Annotated in this window: 18 protein-coding genes; 7 read left to right on the top strand and 11 right to left on the bottom strand. The window is 48.5% G+C overall.

The features are described from left to right. Positions 1-13: 13 nt before the first annotated feature. The 8 genes from VLX91_09765 to VLX91_09730 form a co-directional block, all read right to left on the bottom strand. Positions 14-1,534: a helicase HerA-like domain-containing protein gene (locus VLX91_09765; GenBank protein HUI30491.1), complete on the bottom strand. Its 1,521-nt coding sequence runs from the start codon at positions 1,532-1,534 to the stop codon at positions 14-16. Continuing rightward, on the bottom strand, positions 1,535-4,210 hold the full coding sequence (mutS, locus tag VLX91_09760; GenBank protein ID HUI30490.1) for a DNA mismatch repair protein MutS: 2,676 nt from the start codon (positions 4,208-4,210) through the stop codon (positions 1,535-1,537). It lies immediately after the preceding gene. 228 nt (positions 4,211-4,438) lie between these two features. After that, positions 4,439-4,681: a DUF1272 domain-containing protein gene (locus tag VLX91_09755; GenBank protein HUI30489.1), complete on the bottom strand. Its 243-nt coding sequence runs from the start codon at positions 4,679-4,681 to the stop codon at positions 4,439-4,441. Between the two features lie 115 nt (positions 4,682-4,796). Continuing rightward, positions 4,797-5,255 (bottom strand): nuclear transport factor 2 family protein, encoded by a 459-nt coding sequence (locus tag VLX91_09750; protein ID HUI30488.1) that lies wholly within the window; start codon positions 5,253-5,255, stop codon positions 4,797-4,799. A gap of 49 nt (positions 5,256-5,304) precedes the next feature. Next, positions 5,305-5,979, bottom strand: a complete 675-nt coding sequence (locus VLX91_09745) for a hypothetical protein (GenBank protein ID HUI30487.1) — start codon at positions 5,977-5,979, stop codon at positions 5,305-5,307. Continuing rightward, positions 5,976-6,818 carry an ABC transporter permease subunit gene (locus VLX91_09740; GenBank protein ID HUI30486.1) on the bottom strand — a complete coding sequence of 281 codons (843 nt, stop codon included), beginning with the start codon at positions 6,816-6,818 and terminating at the stop codon, positions 5,976-5,978. The genes VLX91_09745 and VLX91_09740 overlap by 4 nt, the downstream gene beginning before the upstream one ends. Next, on the bottom strand, positions 6,815-7,729 hold the full coding sequence (locus tag VLX91_09735) for an ABC transporter ATP-binding protein (GenBank protein HUI30485.1): 915 nt from the start codon (positions 7,727-7,729) through the stop codon (positions 6,815-6,817). Before VLX91_09735 ends, VLX91_09740 begins: the two co-directional genes overlap by 4 nt. A 132-nt stretch (positions 7,730-7,861) precedes the next feature. Then, on the bottom strand, positions 7,862-8,428 hold the full coding sequence (locus VLX91_09730; protein HUI30484.1) for a hypothetical protein: 567 nt from the start codon (positions 8,426-8,428) through the stop codon (positions 7,862-7,864). 175 nt (positions 8,429-8,603) lie between these two features. Here VLX91_09730 and VLX91_09725 point away from each other — a divergent pair, with 175 nt between their 5' ends. The 6 genes from VLX91_09725 to VLX91_09700 all read left to right on the top strand — a co-directional run bounded on the left by VLX91_09725 (position 8,604) and on the right by VLX91_09700 (position 14,502). Beyond that, positions 8,604-9,209, top strand: a complete 606-nt coding sequence (locus VLX91_09725; GenBank protein HUI30483.1) for a TetR/AcrR family transcriptional regulator — start codon at positions 8,604-8,606, stop codon at positions 9,207-9,209. A 19-nt stretch (positions 9,210-9,228) separates the two neighbouring features. Continuing rightward, positions 9,229-9,972 carry an outer membrane lipoprotein-sorting protein gene (locus VLX91_09720; GenBank protein ID HUI30482.1) on the top strand — a complete coding sequence of 248 codons (744 nt, stop codon included), beginning with the start codon at positions 9,229-9,231 and terminating at the stop codon, positions 9,970-9,972. 6 nt (positions 9,973-9,978) lie between these two features. Next, complete coding sequence (locus tag VLX91_09715) at positions 9,979-11,223, top strand: FtsX-like permease family protein (GenBank protein HUI30481.1); 1,245 nt, start codon at positions 9,979-9,981, stop codon at positions 11,221-11,223. A 145-nt stretch (positions 11,224-11,368) separates the two neighbouring features. Further along, a complete protein-coding gene (locus tag VLX91_09710; GenBank protein HUI30480.1) occupies positions 11,369-12,601 on the top strand; it encodes an ABC transporter permease in 1,233 nt (410 codons plus the stop codon). 33 nt (positions 12,602-12,634) lie between these two features. Next, positions 12,635-13,339, top strand: a complete 705-nt coding sequence (locus VLX91_09705; protein HUI30479.1) for an ABC transporter ATP-binding protein — start codon at positions 12,635-12,637, stop codon at positions 13,337-13,339. A gap of 5 nt (positions 13,340-13,344) precedes the next feature. Further along, positions 13,345-14,502: a hypothetical protein gene (locus tag VLX91_09700; protein ID HUI30478.1), complete on the top strand. Its 1,158-nt coding sequence runs from the start codon at positions 13,345-13,347 to the stop codon at positions 14,500-14,502. A 67-nt stretch (positions 14,503-14,569) separates the two neighbouring features. Here the strand turns inward: VLX91_09700 and VLX91_09695 are convergent, their stop codons facing one another. Then, positions 14,570-16,675 carry a M3 family metallopeptidase gene (locus VLX91_09695; GenBank protein ID HUI30477.1) on the bottom strand — a complete coding sequence of 702 codons (2,106 nt, stop codon included), beginning with the start codon at positions 16,673-16,675 and terminating at the stop codon, positions 14,570-14,572. A 311-nt stretch (positions 16,676-16,986) separates the two neighbouring features. Further along, positions 16,987-18,564 carry a T9SS type A sorting domain-containing protein gene (locus tag VLX91_09690; GenBank protein ID HUI30476.1) on the bottom strand — a complete coding sequence of 526 codons (1,578 nt, stop codon included), beginning with the start codon at positions 18,562-18,564 and terminating at the stop codon, positions 16,987-16,989. Positions 18,565-18,875: 311 nt separating this feature from the next. Between VLX91_09690 and VLX91_09685 the strand changes: the two genes are divergently transcribed. After that, on the top strand, positions 18,876-19,283 hold the full coding sequence (locus VLX91_09685) for a bacteriohemerythrin (protein HUI30475.1): 408 nt from the start codon (positions 18,876-18,878) through the stop codon (positions 19,281-19,283). A 48-nt stretch (positions 19,284-19,331) separates the two neighbouring features. Here VLX91_09685 and nadC read toward each other — a convergent pair whose 3' ends face one another. Beyond that, entirely contained in the window at positions 19,332-20,198 is an 867-nt protein-coding gene (gene nadC / locus VLX91_09680; GenBank protein ID HUI30474.1) for a carboxylating nicotinate-nucleotide diphosphorylase, read from the bottom strand. Positions 20,199-20,200: the final 2 nt, after the last annotated feature.

The raw sequence follows: 20,200 nt of genomic DNA, 5'->3' as shown, positions 1-20,200 counted from the left end.
GATTTCGTCGCCGTCAGTAATTCACTCTGCGCCATCGTTCCACGACGCCCGCGACGTCCACCGCGGGCGGGAGGATGCTCCACTTCGTGTAGAACTCCACATCCCTGCTCCGCGGGAACGGATCAGGCGCATCAATTTTCGTTCGAAGCGGAATAATGCAGGCATCCCCTAGAAGAAGGCCTTCTCCCTGTCTCAACACCGGAACTATGTCAAGGAGGTCTCCCATCGACTCCGGAATCAGTTTCCTTATGAATGCCTGATCATCCGGGTTCGAAAGACGAAGAGTCACGAAGTTGCTGCATTGCGAAAGAATGGATTCCGCTACATCGGTTGGACGCTGGCTCACCACCATGCAGCTCACCCCGTACTTTCTCCCTTCTTTGACGACTCGCTCGATCGTTCGACGGGCCGTCTGCGATTGACCGCGCGGGTTTAGATAATTATGTGCCTCTTCGAGGACGAGAAGTATCGGAAGATTTGCCCGGACAGGATTCCACATGTTGAAGTCAAAAACCAATCGGGAGAGGAGTGAGACCAGGGCGTTCGTCACTTCCTGCGGCACGTTGCTCAGGTTGAGGACCACGACAGATTTCCCGGATTTCAATCCGAACAATGAATCCAAAAATTGAGAAAAAGTTTCGGTGGTTTTGAAACGTTTCGGCTTGAAGAGAAATTCGTACCGTTTGTCATTAAACTTGGTATCAAATTTAAAGACGAATCGAGTGAAATTGCCGAAGAACGGGCCTTCCTTTCCGTTCGGGAGCCGTTCTGTATCGAGCGCCTGCATTCTTACCTTTATGTCGGAGAGATCGAAATAGACGGGGGAATCGACGGAGAGAGAATCTTTATAAGCGAGATTTTTCAGCCTTTTGCTGCTCAATACGATTTCAGACATTGCCACAGTTTCAGTTCGCGCGAAAGGATCGTCGGGGTCGACAAAAGTTTCTACCAGCTCTTCAAAGTTCATCCCCCAATACGGCAATTCGAATTCACCGATGTTGACGCGCTCGGCGAGGTCGCCGAACGCTTCGCCGTATTCGTCGTGAAGGTCGATCATGATTATTCTCGCCCCGGGAAGTTTGGCAACTTTTTGAAGTATGGAAGCGACCGTGCAGGATTTTCCCGATCCCGTCGCGCCGACGATCGCAATGTGCCTGCTGAAAAACTTGTCGGGGTCAATATAGTTTTTCTTGCCGCTAAGAAGAGAAATTTCTCCGAGAGCAAAATCATGCTTTCGGTAAGTATTGAAGATGATATCAAGCTCGGACTCCGACGGTATCTCGATTATCGAGCCAGGCCATGGGAGGTCTTCTGTTCCTCTCTCGAATTTTCCGGCGACCGATTTCCCGAAGAGGTTGGCGACGAACCTGACCACTGCATTGGGCGCCAGCTCGACAGAGGTGACTACGCCAAGTATCTTTGTATCATGTACTGCAATTGAAATATACGCTCCTACACTGAAGTTTTCGGCCGCCGCCGTTTCGCCGACTATGGTTGAACCGCGGACCGACACCACACGACCCGTTTCCTGCATTTACTTTTCCCTTTCAATTATTTTCTTAATTTCGGCAATTTTGTTGAGAGCTTCAACCGGAGTGAGGTTGTTCACGTCAACGCTCTTTATCTTATCACGAAGTTCCTCATCGCCGAGCTGGAACATATCGATCTGCAAATCGCCTTCCTTGTTTTTCGATATAACCCTGTGCGGTCTCGGCATCTTCTGAGTGCGAAGCGAGTCCAACTTGGATTGAGACCCTGAAGCAGTCTCCGTCGCAGAAAGCTCGAACGATTCTAAGTTTGTCAAGATTTCTTTTGCGCGCGATGTCACGCTCCTCGGTAGGCCCGCCATCTCAGCGACATGAATTCCGTAACTGTGATCTGCGCTTCCTTCAACGACTCTGTGGAGAAAGATTACTTTACCGCCGTATTCACGCACGTCCGCCTTGAAATTTTTTACACGCGGATAAAGATCGGAGAGCTCGTTGAGCTCGTGATAATGTGTGGCGAACAGAGTTCGGGCATTCCGCGCGGGGTTCTGATGTAGGTATTCGACGATTGACCATGCTATCGAGACGCCATCGAAGGTGCTTGTCCCTCTCCCGATTTCGTCCAGGAGGATTAAACTTCTCGGAGTTGCATTATTCAGAATATTCGCCGCCTCCTGCATCTCGATCATGAAAGTACTCTCGCCTGCGCTGATGTTATCCGAGGCGCCGACGCGGGTAAAAATTTTGTCCACAATTCCGATCCGTGTACGTTTTGCAGGTACGAAAGAACCGGCCTGTGCCATCAAGACTATGAGGGCAACTTGTCTGACGAAGACAGATTTCCCCGCCATGTTCGGTCCCGTAATGAGCGCGATCTGCTCCTTTCCTTCAGTCAAACGCAGGTCGTTCGGGACGAAACTTTCACTGCTCGGCAAGACTTTTTCCACCACCGGGTGTCTTCCGGCTTCGATCTCGATATCGAACGACTCATCAATTACGGGACGCACGTAGCTATTTGCAACCGCTGCATTCGCAAATGAAATTAGAGCGTCAGCGAGAGCGAGAACCCTCGATGTTGCCAGAAGCGACGGCGACTGCAAAGCGACCTCGCTTCTCAACTCCTCGAATAGCTGCGCCTCCAGCTTTTGGATTTTTTCCTCGGCATGAAGAACTTTTTCTTCATACTCTTTTAGCTCCTGCGTAATAAATCGCTCCGCATTTACAAGCGTTTGCTTGCGAATATAATCAGGAGGGACTCGCGAGAGATTTGATCTTGTAATCTCAATATAATATCCGAATACGGAGTTATAATCTACTTTCAGAGACTGGATGCCGGTTCGCTGTCTTTCCGTTGATTGCATACGTGCGATCCAATCCTTAGCATTAAAAGCAAGGCCTCGAAGCTCATCCAGCTCTGTGTTGAAACCCTTTTTGATTACGCCGCCGTCGACGACTTGGGCCGGAAGATCATCCGCAAGCGAATCGTCGAGCCGTTTTAACAATGATGCTTCGAGATCGATCCCATCCTCCATCTCATGCCAGAGTCCACGATTTAGATCGCGGGCCAGGTCATGGATCATCGACTTTATTTCCGGAAGTCTCTTCAACATGGTGCGCAGTGCGCCAAGTTCGCGAGGGGAGGCCCGTTTAGTCGAAATCCTCGCCACTAATCTCTCGAGATCTCCAAAGCCCGACAAAGATTTGACCAACTCGCCGCGGGTCTCCGTTTCTTTGATCAACTCTTCGACCGCATCAAGCCGCGAATCAATTTGCTCGATGTCTTTCAGGGGCTGGAGCAAAATTCTTCTGAGGAGCCTCGCGCCCATAGGCGTTTGCGTAGAATCCAGTACGGAAAGAAGCGTTCTATTCTCGTCGGAGGCGCCGTCAACAATTTCGAGATGCTTGCGGCTTGTCCTATTGATTTCCAGAAAACCGGAAAGGCTGAATTCAGACATCCCCACAATGTGGGCAAGATTGCCGTTTTGAGTCTCCGCCAGGTAATCGAGGGCAGCCCCCGCAGCCTGGATCGCGAGGATTTTTGATTCTGCTCCAAACCCCTTCAGATTCTGAACATTAAAGTGGTGTACCAGTTTATCATAGGTATAATCGAAATTAAAAATATAATCGTCCCGGCGGGTCACGATCGATTTCTTTAAAGTGGCGTTGATTGTCGGCTCGATCTTCTCCGAAGTATTGCGCGGCAAAACGATTTCGAGCGGCTCCACTCTCGCGAGATATGTCTCCAATTCATCGAGACCGGCTTGCGCGAAGTTAAACTCTCCCGTTGTCGCGTCACAGAAAGCCATCCCGAACTCCCGTTCATCTGAGACCACAGCTGCAAAATAGTTATTCACTTTTGACGACTCGGCAGAAAAATTTACACCAGGCGTGACCACATCAACTATGTCGCGCTTGACAATTCCTTTGGCGAGTTTCGGATCCTCGAGCTGCTCACAGACCGCGACGCGATATCCGGCTTTCACAAGTTTAGGGAGATACTGGTTTATCGCATGGTGAGGAAAACCTGCAAGCGGGACTTCCGCTGCCGCGCCGTTTGCACGTCTCGTCAGAGTAATCGAGAGAACCGAACTCGCGATCTTCGCGTCCTCTTCGAAGGTCTCATAAAAATCACCCATCCTGAAAAGGACGATCGCATCAGGATAGCGATCCTTCACTTTTCGATATTGTGACATTAGAGGCGTGATCGAAACGGTCTTACTCACCGAATCCCCGACAAACGGTTTTTAGAAAATTGAATCTCAAACTTTCCTTTCGCTCTCCCGAGCGTGATCTAGTTGAGCAATGGACTCTCCCATGGAAACTATGGACACCTCTTCCTCTTGTTCTACGTGGCGCCTTCATCAAAATATACTTGAGGAAGGAAAGTTTATCAAGATTAATGGATCATGTCGGTTCTGCCCTCGTGCAAACCTTCTGCTGCTTACATTAAACTACTCTATACAGCTTCCCGGTTTGTAAACTCTATCAAGAGAAGCGGGATACATGATCAGTTGATCCGCAGGACGACGCGGTCGAACGACGAGTTCACCTCCGCAATTAGGACACACATTGCTCAGTATCGTTTCGGCACACCTGACGCAGAAGGTGCACTCGAACGAACAAATCCTCGCCTCGGTAGATTCAGGCGGCAAATCTTTATCGCAGCACTCACAATTCGGACGCAGTTGCAGCATTTTCTTTTCCTCATGTTCTACAGATTTTTTTTGAATGAAACAGATTTTGGCTGGTGTGTTTCCTGCTCCATCTGTTCCATGTTACCGGGAGCTAGTATCCGACATAACCAAGTTTTCAGTTTTTCGGCAAGGATTCCTCGCGCAGAATGAGCCACCTGCCGCCCTTTTCAATCCAATTGATCTTCATGCGTCCCGAGACTTCCACCGTCTTGCCGCTCGGGACCGTGACCTTCTGATGATAGCGCACTATTTGTGTAGCACTAGCACCCGCGACCGCGGTAGAATCGGCATCCAAAGATTCCTCAACGACTTTGTATTCGGTGAAAGACTTCAGGAATTTTCGAATCGACTCGCGACCTTGAATCGGCGACTCTCCCGGATTGTCCAGCTCACCTTGCTCGGCAAACAGGTCTGCGATTCCGTCATTGTCCATGTGGAGAATCAGATCCTGGTAACGCTGCAGGGCCCCCTTCAATCTCACTGCATCGGCTGCGCTCTTTGAAGCCGAACAAGCACTGATATGAAGCGCCGTGACGAAAATGGCGATAGAGAGGAATAAATTTGAACGCCTCATGGAACGCTCCATAGATGGATTAATTATTCCCCGGCTTGCGTCAGGGTTGTCAGTGTTCCTCTTTTTTTTCAAATAAACTGTCGCTCAGTCCCGAATTCACCTTGTAGTTTGAGTAGTATACCACAACGTTCCCATTTACTCCGCCAAACCGGCGGCGCGGGCTCGAATTGGCTTGAGATGAATCGGCCTTAGGCAAATTGATATTCACGTCTATTTCGGTCGGAAGTTCGAAACCGTCGAAGGTCCCATAATTAATTTTGGCGTCCATTATACTGCCGGGCGCCGGCTCAGTCGAAATCTCTCTTATCAACCATTCCGATTTATCTACGGTCAAAATTATCCTTCGATCTCTGTATGAATCTTTTTTTGACGAGAGTGAGAGCTTGACGGCAGGTTTTCCATCGTATTGCAGGTTTTCTTCGACGCTCACGTCAAAATTCTCGCCGCTGAACATCCGCGGATTGAACACTCCTACCTCTTTCGGCAGGAGAAAAGTGCCTTTCGAATCGAGCTTCACCTTGTCCGGGCTCTTATAATATAATGTTGCCATCATATCCTGAGCCTTGACACTTTCAAGATCCAGATGAACCCTGAGATCGACCGTGTAGTCCATAATTTTCGAAAACTTATCCGAGACATTCTGAAGATATTTCGCGCCATTATCATTTCCCTGGGCCGGGGACAAAAGGACGAATACAATCAAAATCTGCAGTAAGGTTATCAACTTTTTATATCCTTTCTCAAAAATACGAAATATGAAACAGCAAAGAACAACGCGTCATGCCCGAGAAGCGCAAGCGAATATTTGCCTACCTCACCCCAATTAATAGGATCGTCAAGAAATAGCTGCCAGATATTCATATAGGTTGTGAACAAATACGGCCGAACGGCCTCAAGTGATTCGAACGGTAGATTTCCAACGATCAAGAAAATTATCACGACGGCCATCGACCCGATGATCGGGCCGATTGAATTATCGACAAGCGTCGAGAACAAGAACGCGAGCGACCCGACTACCGACATCGAGAGAATTGCCGCGAGGAAGGCGAGAAGAGTCCTCGAGGCGGCGATATGCTCCGGTAATATGACAATGTGCGGAATTCCCGGCTGAACGTGAATCACATCTCCGCTCCCGAAAAATGCGAGCCCGATTCCGATACAAAGCACGGCAAGGAAAACTATCAAGGCTGCAGTGTAAAAAAGCATCATGATGTATTTGGAAAAAATAATTCTTGCACGAGAAGGAGGTCTGATCAGAAGAAACCTGATGGTTCCAGACATGCCTTCAGAGGAAACCATGTCGCCTGCGACAAGAGTGATCAGGAACGGGACGTGAATGTATAAAGAATTCATCACGAAAGTGGTTATGGTCCATACATTTAAAATATTTCCCGAAACGAGAAAATCCGTATTTAGATTTCCTGCAAAACCTTTCGCCATGGTGGCTTCGTTCATCTTTATGATGATTTCGAGGAGAATCACCGCACCTGCAACTGCAGCAAAGCCGATGTAGGTTCTCCAGCGCCGGAAAGTTTTCTGCGCTTCAAGGGCGAATAGTCTCATACCTCCGACGCTCCTTCCGTGATTTTCAAGAAGTAATCCTCGAGTGTCCGTTTCGCCGCGAAGGATGAAACATCAATTCCATTCATGACAAGGAGTCTATTCAGCTCAGCGGCCCTTCGTGATTCCACATGGATGTCAATTCCATTTGCGACCGAGATTATTTCGACCCAGTCAGTTTTCTTCAATAGCGCGACCGCCTTGTCCTGCGGAGACGCCTCCAGAGAATAGTAGGATGAATCTCCGTTCAAGAGATCGGATACGTCTCCTTGAGCTATAAGTTCGCCGTGATTGAGCACTGCCATTCTGTTTGCCACTGCTTCAACTTCGGTAAGCAGATGGGATGAGAGAAAAATCGTGGTACCATGCTCTCTGGAAAGCTTCATGACAAGCTCGCGTACCTCCTTCATTCCCTGCGGATCGAGGCCGGAAGTGGGTTCGTCCAGGATAATGAGATCGGGTTTTGTTAAAATAGCCTGAGCAATTCCAAGACGTTGCTTCATCCCGTGTGAGAAGCTCTTGACCTTGTCGAATGCTCTCGTCCTCAATCCGACTATTTCCAACGCATTGAAGATTTCGTCTCTTGTTACTCTGTGCGTGAGCGAGCCGAGGACTTCGAGGTTCTTGTGAGCCGAAAGGTAAAGATAAAAGTCGGGTTTCTCGACAATGCCGCACACTTTGGAGAGGACGAACCTTCGGTTTTCTTTGACCTCCTTTCCGAAAATTTTTACGTTCCCGGCAGTGGGCGAGAGGAGAGTGAGGATCATCCTGATCGTCGTACTCTTGCCTGCGCCGTTCGGCCCGAGGAACCCGAATACGTCCCCGGAATGTACCTCAAGGTTTATATCCTTCACGGCCCAGCGGTCACCGAATTTCTTACTGAGTCCATATGTCGCTAAGATAGTTTCCGGCATTTTTTTATCGTTTGTTCAGCGTTGTGAGATACTTTGGATGAAAAATCGACTATCGCCGATAAGATGTATCGTTTGTAATATTACTGATTCCGTGTAACATTTGTTTCACATCATAAAGAACCTCTCCGTCTTTCACTCAGGACGGCCGGGGATTTCGTTCGATGAAACGACCACTTCTCTAAAATCATGGGCTAAAAAATAAACTGCGGTCGCTGTTGCTCCGCAGCATGAAATTATACCGAGAGCAAGAACCACGCTCGAAATCATCTCAGCGGAATCCATCATTCCTGCCCGGTTGAAAATCCAATTCCAATCATGGATGGCGCTGTCGGAAATCAGAGGAAGTCTCCTGTACGGCGCGTCTCCGATATAGACGGAAACGTTTATCAAATTATGACCGAGCCAGTAGAGAGTCCCGATCAGACTACGCAGACTCGACCTAAGAAAAACATAAATCGCGAGCGACGGAAGAACTATCTGCATCAAAGAACCGCCCATGAAATAAATCATTTGACCCATGAAGCCGAAGAAGAAATGTCCTCCTTCATGTATGAACAAGTCGACAGTGTCGATTATCCATAACACAAACGGCATGTGGTACCGCCCGTGAAAGGTTTGATAGTCGGTGGACATGAACCATGTGAAATATCCAACCATCGCGACCAAGACTATATCGAGTACTATGACGAGCTTGTTCAACGCAGCATTCTCGGTTTTTAAAAGATAGCAGATGCAGGTTTAAATTCCACCAAGCAAACCGGGTCCACAAGGATCAACTCCCTGACCGAAGTCTATATTATTCCCCCTGATTTGCCTTGACAAATCAAGTGGCCCGATTTATATTATAAATAAACCGACTAGTCGGTTTATTTATATGACGAGAAAGGCAAGCTTAGAAAATATCGCCAAGAGAAAAGAGCAGATCGTGAGGGCCGCCATCTCGGCGATCGCTCGAACCGGCCTCAAGGAAACGAGCATGGACGATATAGTCCGCGAATCGGGATTAAGTAAAGGAGCGATCTACTGGTATTACAAAAGCAAAGATGAAATAATATCGGAGTTGATTGAGGAATTTTTTAATCCAGAGGAAATCAACAGAATGGAGAAGTTGCTGGCACGAGGTACAGCAGTAGAGCGGATGGATAGATTTATTGAGTATATGATTGAAGAGATGAAGAAAATGCAACGATTCAGACCGGTTATTCAAGAATTGTTCGTCATTGCATCTAGAGATCAAAAAATCAAGAAGATGATGAGGCGGGATTTCCGTGCGGGTGTGATTCTTTTGCAGAATATAATCGAGGACGGAATTCACAAGCGAGAGTTCCGTCGCGTCGATCCGAGCATAGTCACCATCACAATATATCAAATCATCGAAGGGGCGGCACTTTTCTGGACACTCGGGATAGAAATGGATTTCGAAAAACAGGTCCGCGGAGGAATCAAATTGATAATGGATGGAATCAAGACTCATAAATAAGATGTCAAGGAGTTGCAACATGAAGTACGCTTCATCGGTAGTCGTTTTAGCAATCATCGCAATGGCGGGCAAAGTGTACTCGCAAGATGCCAAACAAATTATTCAGAAAGCCGAAGACGCAATAAAGGGTAAATCCTCAAGCCATTCCATAATGGAGATGACGATTACCACTCCGGATTACACAAGGACCATGAAGATGGAGAGCTGGTCAATCGGCGATTCGAAGGCTCTCGTGAAAATACTCGCACCCGCGCGCGAGGCCGACAACCGTACTCTCAAATTGGGGAACGAAATCTGGATGTACCTCAGGGCAACCGAAACTACAATCAGGATTCCTCCGTCCATGATGCTCCAGTCGTGGAACGGCTCGGACTACACTTACGACGATATGGTTCGCGGAGAGACTCTCACGGAAGATTACGATATCACAATAGACGGGACCGAGAAAGTGGAAGATATAGATTGCTGGAAGCTGCAATTGATTCCGAAACCAGATGCCCCCGTAGTATGGGGAAAAATGTTCTACTGGGTAAGAAAAAAAGACAATCTGCCTTCGCTGGTAGAATATTTCGATGAAAAGGGAAAATTGATGCGAACCATGGTGATGAGCGATTTCAAAACCATGGGAGGACGAACGGTGCCTTCAGTCTGGACAATGTACAACTCCGACAAGAGCCACTCGACTGAAATCAAGATGGACGAAGCCTCCTTCGACACGAAGATCCCCAACGGCATCTTCTCATTAAAAGAGCTGGAGAAATAGTCGACAATGTTGCTCATCAGCATTGCATGGCGAAGTCTCTGGCGAAACCGCAGGCGATCATTCCTCGTCATCGCGGCAATCACTTTTGCTGCCTCTCTCACTATGATAAAAATGAACGTCGACAACGGAACTATCTCGGAAGCGATAGGAGAAGCCGCCCGGCTCTCCACCGGATTTATACAAATCCAGAAGCCGGGATATGTGGATAATCCCACCTTACAGAAGAGCTTCGTATTTTCCCCGGAATTAAAACGACTGATAGATAGGAACTTTCTCATCAAAGGCAGTTCTGCGCGAATCCAGGCGGATGGACTCTTGAGTTACAAGGACCACTCCATGGGTGTAATGATCATGGGAATCTCACCCGGCTCAGAAAAGACAATAACCGATTTCGAAAACAAAATATCGGAAGGACATTTCCTCGCGTCGAATGCTGATCAAGGCAACGGAGTTCCCGAAATCGTTTTAGGGTACAGGCTGCTTCAAAATCTGAAGGCAAGGATAGGAGATTCTGTGGTGGTGCTCTGCCAGGGATTTGACGGCGTTCTCGGGAATATGTTTGCACGGATTGCCGGCACGTACAAAACCGGATCAGACGAGTTCGACCGAATGGGTGCATTCATGACGGTAACTGATCTGCAGCCTTTTCTTTCAATGAATTACCGGGTAAATGCAGTTGCCATCTCCGTCGGCAACATGGACGATGCGCCCGAAGTTACCGCCGAGCTCAATTCCGGTTTGAAATCTTCGGGCCTCGTGGCAGTCCCGTGGCAGATTCTCATGCCTCAAATGGACCAGACGATGAAATTTAAGCACAGCGGAGACATCGTCTTCATGATCATTCTCCTCGTCGTAGTCGGCTTCGGAATTCTGAACGCGGTTCTGATGTCTGTCACTGAAAGGTTCAGAGAATATGGAGTCGTTCTATCTCTGGGAATGCGGCAGGAGAAATTGGCAGTAACAGTCGCCGTCGAAATATTCTTCATGATTGTAATCGGCATCCTGGCTGGCAACTTGGTCGGGATAGGAATCAGCTACTATATTCTCGTCCACCCGATAGTTGTCGGTGGAAATCTGGCAAAAATCTACGAACAATATGGTTTCAATGTCCCGGTAATTACCTCGACCGTATCGGCGGCAACTTCCATTCTCGCTTCGTCGACAATTCTCATTATTTCATTCTTCTCAACATTTTATCCTTTATGGAGAGTGCTGCGACTCGAGCCGCTCAAAGGAATAAGATACACTTGATGTGGAATTCACGATCCAAAACTCTAAATACAAGACAATTTATGATTTCAAAATCTCAATCGGAAGTTTGTGGTGTATTTGAATTTAGAACTTCGTACTTAAAATCTTCCGGTCCGGTCGAACACTTATGTCCTGGGACGCACCGATGATAAGCAAGATCGCCTGGCGAAATATTTTGCGGAATAAACGAAGATCGTTGATACTGACCGTTTCGATCATGGTCGGAGTCTTTGCCCTGGTTCTGACACGCGGCTTTGTCCGCGGTTTCATGGAACAGATGCTAACGAACCAGATCGGAGCCGACGTCGGCTACATGCAAGTTCATAAGGCAGGCTACCAAGCCGACCCCAGCATCGACAATTCGATACGCTCGCCCCGCCTCATAAGAAATATTCTCGATCACGACTCGACAATGGTCAAGTACTCGGAGCGTCTGCGAACTTATGGACTCGCCTGCAGCGCATATAATTCCGCCGGAGTCGCGATAGTTGGGATTATCCCGAACGAAGAAATGAAAGTGACGACGATCTCCCAATACATGGTCAAAGGACGGTATCTGAACAACGAGCCCAATCAAATAATTATCAGCACCGCAATTGCAGAAAAACTGAAAGCCGGGATCGGCGATAAGATCGTCATCATGGCTTCACAATTGGACGGCAATGTCGGTTCGGAAGGATGTCGCATCAGCGGTATTTACGAGACTTCGAATTCCGGTTTCGACCAGTCGCACGTTTACGTCACAATTGCAACAATGCAGCAAATGTTAAATGTCCACGACATGGTCTCTGAATTTGTGATCAATCCGATCCGCCGGGACCAGATTCCATCCGTGCTAAGCGGTCTCCGAAGGGAGATCCAGGCAATACCTGGTTCATCCGACAAATTTGAAACCATGAGCTACGAGGAGATGCTTCCCCTGTTTGTCATGCAGCTGGGATTTTATGATCAAATATTCTATATCATCTACGGAATCATCGCGGTCGCATTGATCTTCGGGATCATCGACGTCATGCTCATGGCGGTCTTAGAGCGGACACATGAGTTCGGTGTGGCGATGGCTGTCGGAATGTCTAACAGGAAAATATTCAGGATGATTCTGGTTGAGGCGTTCTTTCTCGGAATTGCAGGAACCATTGTAGGGCTGGCAATTGCTTACTTCATCTGCATCGATCTTTCTCGAAACGGTTGGGATCTTTCGATATTCGCGGAGAGTTTAAGATCATGGGGATCCGGTTCGAAAATTTTTCCTGCCCTTGAGACATCCGACTTCATCAAGGCTGTCGTCATAATACCGCTTGTGACCGTAATCGGAGCCGTTTATCCCGCGGTCAAGGCCATCCGTCTTCATCCTGTCGAGGCAATAAGGTCAATCTAAAATGGGATCATGGAATTCGGGAGTAATGTAATTATGGATACAGGAGAAAGCAGTTCAGAGATAATTCGTGTTGAAGGTGTTAAAAAAGTCTACCAGGACAATGGCGTGCCTGTCGAAGCACTGCGGGGAATAAACCTCGCGGTTTCGTCGGGAGACTTCTCGGTCATTGCCGGACCGTCGGGTTCGGGGAAAACGACGCTCCTCAATATCATCGGAACGCTCGACAAGCCGACCGAAGGCAGAGTCTTTCTCGACAGTGAGGATATCGGCTCGAAATCGCGGCGAGAGCTCGCCGATATAAGGCTGAGGAAAATCGGTTTCGTTTTTCAGGCGTATAATCTCAATCCCGTCCTCAGCGCACTTGAAAATGTCGAGTTCACCATGATGCTCCGCGGAATCGATCCCCGTGAACGGAAAAGGAGGAGTCTCGCCCTGCTGGAACAGCTTGGAATTGCGGAGCTCGCCCGTAAACGCCCGAACGAAATGAGCGGCGGTCAGCAGCAAAGGGTCGCAGTTGCAAGGGCGATCTCCAATGAACCGAGACTTGTTCTGGCAGACGAACCCACCGCGAATCTTGACTCGGAAACCGCAGTGAAACTTCTTGAGCTCATGGAAAACTTGAATCGTGAAGACGGAATTACATTTGTCTTTTCATCTCATGACCCGCAGGTCATCGAGCGCGCGCATCGGCTGCTCATTCTGAAAGACGGCCGGATCGCAGGCGACAAAAGAAATTAGCCTGCATGTCTTTCCGGTGTGCAATCAAATACTGTGCAATTTTCTCGGCGATATTTTATTCTGAAACAAAAGCACAGAGTTCTGACACATCGTCTACCGCTTTCGATTTCTCAGGTTATGTCGTGGATATGCCGATCTACCAGAACCTGCATGCTTCGTCAAATTCAGAATTTGCCGACCTCGCCAGGCTTCGCCTCCGCCCGATACTCCACATTGGCAACAACACGAAAATTGGAGCCGAATATGAAATTGACGGGCTGTATTACTCACAGAACTCATCCTTCGTCCTGGCTTCGACGACTCCGATGAGACAGGTGATCAGTCTTCACTGGCAGCCAATTGCCAAAAATCATTTGGCGGCATCTCATTACATCGACCGTCTGTATTTCGATCAAGACTTCTCATTCGGATCGCTCGTGATCGGGAGACAGCGCATCAGCTGGGGAACGGGTCGAGTCTGGAATCCAACCGACATATTCAACCCGATCAATCCCGCAAACTTCGGCAAGATCGAGAAGGATGGCTCAGACGCTGCATCTTTGAAATTCGATCTCGGTCAGCTTACGAATCTTCAGCTTGTCTATAACGCCGAGTATCATTTTAAATATTCAGATTATGCTGCTAGGTTCCACACCAACATCTTTGACTACGATTTTTCACTGATGACCGGATATGTAGATAAACGCCTGGTAGATGGTGGAGATTTTGCCGGTGATATCGGCGGAGCTGGAGTCAGAGGCGAGGCGCTCGTGTCTTCTGACATTCTTAAGCACACCGGGTATTTCATAAAATGGATTCTCGGTGCGGATTACCAATTCACAGATAAACTCTACGGCCTTCTCGAGTATTACCACAACGGCCAGGGTGCACTCGATCGAATCAATTATGACTTGATCGATCTATATGAAGGAAGGATTCTCAATGTCGCAAAGGATTATCTCGTTGTGACCGGATCCTATCAGCTGTCTCCGCTTACCACCGTTTCGCTGTCATCCAACTCAAACTTCAACGACGGGAGCGGCTACCTTGCAGGGACATTCGCCTACTCAGCGAGCGACAACACCTCTATCACCCTCGGCACGCTCTACACTTACGGAAAGCCCTCCACTGAATACTGGTACTATCCGCAGGCGTACTACATAAAGCTCGAATCATATTTCTAAGACGATCCATTCGCCGCAAATCAATAATTCTTCTTCCCAACCGCAAAACCTAAGAAGCAAAGCTCCGTCACTTCTGTATCAATCCGCGGTCCTCCAGTAGAGCCTTCACATCCGGGTTGCGTCCGCGAAATGCACGGTAAAGACCACCGACATCTTCTGATCCGCCTCGCGAGAGGATCATTTTCTCAAATCGTTCACCATTTGCGCGCGTCAGTCCGCCGTGGTCGTTGAACCACGCGAAGGCGTCATCATCGAGGACTTCGCTCCACAGGTATGAATAGTAGCCTGCAGCGTAGCCAGTACTCCAGATGTGCGCGAAATACGTTGAACGGTAGCGCGGCGGAATGAGAGGCACGTAAACGTGATAATTATTTAGCGAAGCAGTTTCAAACGAATCGACATTCGTCACTGCCGTTCCATAAGGCAATGTGTGCCATGCCATATCCAGCAAAGACGCTTCAAGGTACTCCATGGTCGCGAAACCTTGATTAAACGTCCGGGCATTCCTTATCTTTTCGACGAGGCTTTTCGGCATCGGCTTCCCCGTCTTATAGTGTTTCGCGTAGTGAGCCAGCACCTCGGGGTATATCGCCCAATGCTCGTTGAACTGCGACGGGAATTCGACGAAGTCTCGCGGCACGTTCGTTCCCGCCAGCCGCGGGTATTCTACGGTCGTCAGCATCGAGTGCAGCGCGTGTCCAAATTCGTGGAACATGGTCGTCACCTCGTCATAGGTAAGCAGTGCATGGTCACCCGGAGCAGGTTTTGTGAAGTTGGCGACATTGAAAACAACCGGCCTCGTGCCGAGTAGCCCCGAACCGTCTACGAAAGTGTCTTCCCATGCGCCGCCGCTCTTGTTGTCGCGTTTGAAGTAATCGCAATACCAGAGCGCAATCGATTTTCCCGCCGAGTCAAAAACCTCAAACACCCGAACATCCTGTTGATAGACGGGAATGTCTTTTCGTTCCTTGAATGTCAAACCGTACAGTTTGTTCGCAGCAAAGAAGACGCCATTTTCCAGCACGTGATTCAATTCGAAGTACGGCTTGATTTGCGACTCGTCGAGGTCATATTCGGCCTTGCGAACTTTTTCTGCATAGTACTGCCAATCCCACGGCTGAAGCTGGAAACCTCCGTTCTGACGGTCAATCATCTCCTGCATTTTCTTCGATTCTCCCTGCGCTTTTGCCGTTGCGGCTGGAACGAGATCGGTAAGAAGTTTGATCGCAGCCTCGGGCGTTTTTGCCATCTGGTCTTCCAGCACATAGGCGGCGTAGTTTGGAAAGCTGAGGAGCTTAGCGTGCTCCTCACGAATTTCGGCGAGGCGTGCGATGATGTCACGAGTGTCGTCCGTATCGCCGCGCTCGGCTCGCATCGTGGATGATTGAAACAGCCGCTCCCGGACGGACCGATCAGAGAGAGAAACCTGTGCCGGCTGTTGTGTTGTGTTCTGGAGCGGCAGAACCCATTTGCCGTCAAGTCCTCGGTCATGAGCAGCCTGTGCCGCTGCAGCAATATCAGCGTCGCTGAGTCCCGCGAGCTGGCTCTTGTCATCGATGACAAGAACGCCGGCCTTTGTCGCCCCGAGAAGTCTGTTCTGAAAATCTGTTACGAGCTTCGCTTCTTCTTGATTGAGGGAGCGAAGTTGTTCTTTGTCCGGCTCCGATAGAAGTGCTCCGGAGCGTACAAAGTCTATATAATAACGCCTGACCAAAAATTCCTGCACGGGGCCTAGATGAAGACTTTCCCTGTTGTCATATATGGTTTTTACTCGCTGGAATAATTTATCGTTGAGGTAAATCGCGTCGTTGTGAGCAGCGAGTTTCGGCGCCTCCTCGGATTGCACCCCCTGAAGTTCGTCGTCAGTGTTAGATTGGACTACGGCAAAGAAGATTTTGGCAACTCGAGTCAGGAGCTCGCCCGATCGTTCCATGGACACGATGGTGTTATCAAACGTCGCGGGTGCCGGATTGGACGCGATGCTGTCGATCTCTAACAACTGCTGCCGCATTCCTTCTTCGATGGCGGGCATATAATCGGAATTATGGATCTTGTCGAACGGCGGAGCCTGATAAAGAAGCGGGCTCGGGGCTGCAAAGGGATTCGTGACAGAAAACTTCTGGACGGCAGTATCCTGGCCGGACACGCTTTGCGGGTACGATGCTGAACTCACGGAATTAACTCCAGTTAGTAAATAAATCGATAAAACTAATGTTAAAGTTCCAAGAACTGGTGAAAAGTGCTTCATCATAGATCCTCCGATATTGTTTAGGGCTGACTCCATCTGGCGGGGTTTGTATTTGGGGTAGCATCTGATCTCACTGCGACCATGACGCAAGCTACTCTTTTGGAAGATGAGTTTCAACAAATGAAAAATTCATCGAGAGCGTGAAAGCCAACGGCGACGAGGAATCCCCTCATAACCAGGAAATAGGTCAAAGCTCCATTGCAGCTTGAGTCGCCAGGAAACAATAGTTCCTCGATTCATTTGAAGAGCAAAAGTTTATCGACTGCCATAAATCTCCGCTCTTCATTTGAAGTGACCACAAGTTTGCAGAAATATACTCCGCTCGACAAGTTGTCCGCGTCGAACATGACATCATATCTCCCGGCCTTCTCAACTTCATTTACCAGCGTCCTCACTTCCCTGCCGAGGACATCATATATTTCTAAGGTAACATGGCTGATATCTGGCAACTGATAGCTGATGGCGGTTGTCGGGTTAAACGGGTTCGGATAATTCTGGTACAACTTGAAGCCGCGGGCAATGTCGCCGCGCTCCTTAACCGCGACCAGCGTTCTTAATCTCGACATTGAATCCGCGTACTCAAGGATCACTTTTATTGTCGAGGAATCCGTATCGAAAACCGAGTTAAGTCCTTGTGCCTCCATCGGCGGGTCGCAGACAAAAGGGTCACCAACTCGCCATACATAATCGCTGTTCGGCGAGCGGCCTTCGCCGCCCCAGCCCCAGAAATTCGAGCCCGCAATCGGCGCCCCTGCACAGGCGCTGTCATAAATGGTCTGCAACAGTGCAGCGTCGTATTCGTCGCGAAAAGTCGTAGTCGAGCCGGGACTGTACTTGCCGCCGTCACGCGGCAGACCGAACTCTTCCATGACCAGCGGCTTGCCCAGCATTCGCGCATATGAAATATGCTGCTGAACGTAGCTCTCAGCGCTTGAAAGAGCACCCGGATAAGTCTGTGCCATCTTAGCGGTATCGATCCATCCCCAATTGAGCGCCCATACGTGGATAGTCGCGTAGTCTATGTACTGATTTTGATGTGCGGTTAAAAAAATACTTCCGGAGCTGTTGCATCCCATCGTCCCTTCGTTCCCGGTGGTGACAAGATGATTCGGATCAAGCGAGTGAATATATTTTGCGGTTGAATCTATCCACTGATAAAAAGAATTTGTTGAGCCGGATCCCGGACGAGGCTCATTGGCAAGCTCCCATGCCATAATGGTGGGATCTTCATAATAATGCAGGCCTGTAATTGTGTTCTGACGATTAATCAAGAAGCTGATGTAAGTTTTGAAAGTATCGTTTGCAATCGCGTTGCGATAAAACGGCGAAGTGTCATACTGGTTCGCGCTTCCGCCGAACCAACTGTTATACTGGTACATTCCCCCAGACCAGGTCCAATAATTGTTCAGGAAAATGACCGCATGCATATTTCGTTTTCCCATCTCCGAGAGAAGGAAATCGAGTCCTGCTAAAAGCGAATCGTCATAGATTCCGGGCGATATCTGGATCGCAGGCTTGAGAGACATTGCGGCATTGGAGAGCTCCGACGCGCCGAGTATTCTCAGATTATTTATCCCGGCGTCCTCCATCCGATTAAGTTCGCGGACGAGTCTCGACGTATCTCCGGTTGCCCCGGTAGAACCGATGTAGCACCCGTACCAAAAATTAGTCCCAACAAAATAGTACTGCCTGCCGTCGAGAGTAAAATGCGTCCCTTCAACCCTGACATAGTTCTGCTGCGCATGAATAAAGTTTGTTCTAAGGCAAATCAGCAGGATCGACAGTATGATTGATTTTACTCTAATAGAGTCCACCAAACTCTCTGATCCGCTATTCCTTTGTAAAACGGATTTCATCGACACACCAACACAAATTGCTCTTCGCATAAAAGAGGAGCGAGGAGTAATGCGCTCCCGGTTTTTCAAGATGACAATGCCGCAAAACGCCATGTGATCGGCAAAAAATAATATCCTGTCCCAATTGAACACAATGCATCGGATCTCCTAACTCTTGAGCTTGAGAATTACAGCGCAATTTGCGATAATAAGGTCAGCATTTTAATATAACTCAGAAAGCCCGTAATAGTGTTTGCCTAGGACTAACAAAACGATAAGGAGGTGTTCCAATGCCATTTATTGAATGGTCTCAAGACTTGAGCGTCAACATCGATGAAATCGATGATCAACACAGGAAGCTGGTGGATCTGATTAACCTTCTGTACGATTCGATGAAGGAAGGGAAAGGAAAGGATGAACTGGGGAAAATTCTGAACGACCTAGCCGACAATACTGTGCATCACTTCGAAACTGAAGAAAAGCTTCTCCAGAAGTACGATTACCCCGAGTACGCGAGCCACAAAAAGGAACATGACGATCTGGCGAGGCAAGTCTCAATCATAAAAGCCCAATACGAGAAAGGGAATACTACGATATCCATTGAGATGTTGGGCTTCCTTAAAAGCTGGCTCAACAATCACATTCTCACCTCCGACAAAAAATATTCGACATTTCTGATTGTGAGAGGCGTGGTTTGATCATAAGGTTTGCCCCACCGGTTTCTTAGACTTTGAAATGCGTTGTCGCTAGACAGTCTTCATCGACACATCGAGGTATGGTGCTCTCCGCACGAGAGAGGAGAGTGAAATGAAGTTCACGCCAGTCTCTGAAACTTTGCCGATCTCTTCTTCCCTGACGCCGGAAGCTTCTATCAAATATTGTTTCCCCGAATTACCTATCATGTCTACGGCCTTCTTCAGCGTGTCGACCGGCATGTTGTCGAGCAAAACAGCATCGACACGCCCGTCATTCAAAACCGTCTGAAGATCTTTTAAATTTCCGACCTCTATCTCAACGCGAGTAAGAAGCTTTTCTTCGCGAATTCTCCTGTCGATCGCCTCACGAACTCCGCCATAAACGGAAATGTCGTTGTCTTTGACCAAAATCCCATCGAAGAAACCTGCGCGGTGATTCTTTGCACCGCCTACTCTCACTGCGTATTTGTGCCCGGGTCTCATCAGAGGATCGCCTTTTCGTGTGTCGAGCAAGAAGACATTCCGGTTTATCCTTCCATTGGCATAATGAGCATCGATAATGCAATTGACATGCGTCGCGATGCCGGACAGCTCAGACAGCACATTGCATATCGTCCTTTCCGCCTTCAACAAAACTTCGGCGTTGCCCGCAATTTCCGCACCGATATCTCCTGCTTTGATTCTGTCGCCGTCTTTTTTCATGATCTTTACCTGCGGCTTTGACTGCGGGTCGACAGGCTCTAAGAAGAATTCTTCATCTACGAGTTTCACAATCGTCGGAACGAAAATCATTCCACAAACTATTCCATTCTCCTTGAATATCACATTGAACCGCGAATGCGGTGCGCCATCCTTCACGAAGAAATCGAACCCGAGATCGTGATGGATGCGTTCTTTCAAAATATCTTTAAAAATCATTT

The organism is Candidatus Acidiferrales bacterium (genome assembly GCA_035515795.1).
GTDB lineage: Bacteria > Bacteroidota > Ignavibacteria > Kryptoniales > JAKASW01 > JAKASW01.
This window is presented reverse-complemented; position numbering and strand designations above follow the sequence as displayed.

Excerpts from the sequence above, each read along its gene's own strand:
- VLX91_09755 (HUI30489.1), bottom strand. The coding sequence starts at position 4,681 with ATGCTGCAACTGCGTCCGAATTGTGAGTGCTGCGATAAAGATTTGCCG.
- VLX91_09710 (HUI30480.1), top strand. The coding sequence starts at position 11,369 with ATGATAAGCAAGATCGCCTGGCGAAATATTTTGCGGAATAAACGAAGA.
- VLX91_09700 (HUI30478.1), top strand. The coding sequence starts at position 13,345 with ATGTCTTTCCGGTGTGCAATCAAATACTGTGCAATTTTCTCGGCGATA.
- nadC (HUI30474.1), bottom strand. The coding sequence starts at position 20,198 with ATGATTTTTAAAGATATTTTGAAAGAACGCATCCATCACGATCTCGGG.
- VLX91_09720 (HUI30482.1), top strand. The coding sequence starts at position 9,229 with ATGAAGTACGCTTCATCGGTAGTCGTTTTAGCAATCATCGCAATGGCG.
- VLX91_09765 (HUI30491.1), bottom strand. The coding sequence starts at position 1,534 with ATGCAGGAAACGGGTCGTGTGGTGTCGGTCCGCGGTTCAACCATAGTC.
- VLX91_09735 (HUI30485.1), bottom strand. The coding sequence starts at position 7,729 with ATGCCGGAAACTATCTTAGCGACATATGGACTCAGTAAGAAATTCGGT.
- VLX91_09750 (HUI30488.1), bottom strand. The coding sequence starts at position 5,255 with ATGAGGCGTTCAAATTTATTCCTCTCTATCGCCATTTTCGTCACGGCG.
- VLX91_09685 (HUI30475.1), top strand. The coding sequence starts at position 18,876 with ATGCCATTTATTGAATGGTCTCAAGACTTGAGCGTCAACATCGATGAA.
- VLX91_09740 (HUI30486.1), bottom strand. The coding sequence starts at position 6,818 with ATGAGACTATTCGCCCTTGAAGCGCAGAAAACTTTCCGGCGCTGGAGA.
- VLX91_09725 (HUI30483.1), top strand. The coding sequence starts at position 8,604 with ATGACGAGAAAGGCAAGCTTAGAAAATATCGCCAAGAGAAAAGAGCAG.
- VLX91_09715 (HUI30481.1), top strand. The coding sequence starts at position 9,979 with ATGTTGCTCATCAGCATTGCATGGCGAAGTCTCTGGCGAAACCGCAGG.
- VLX91_09705 (HUI30479.1), top strand. The coding sequence starts at position 12,635 with ATGGATACAGGAGAAAGCAGTTCAGAGATAATTCGTGTTGAAGGTGTT.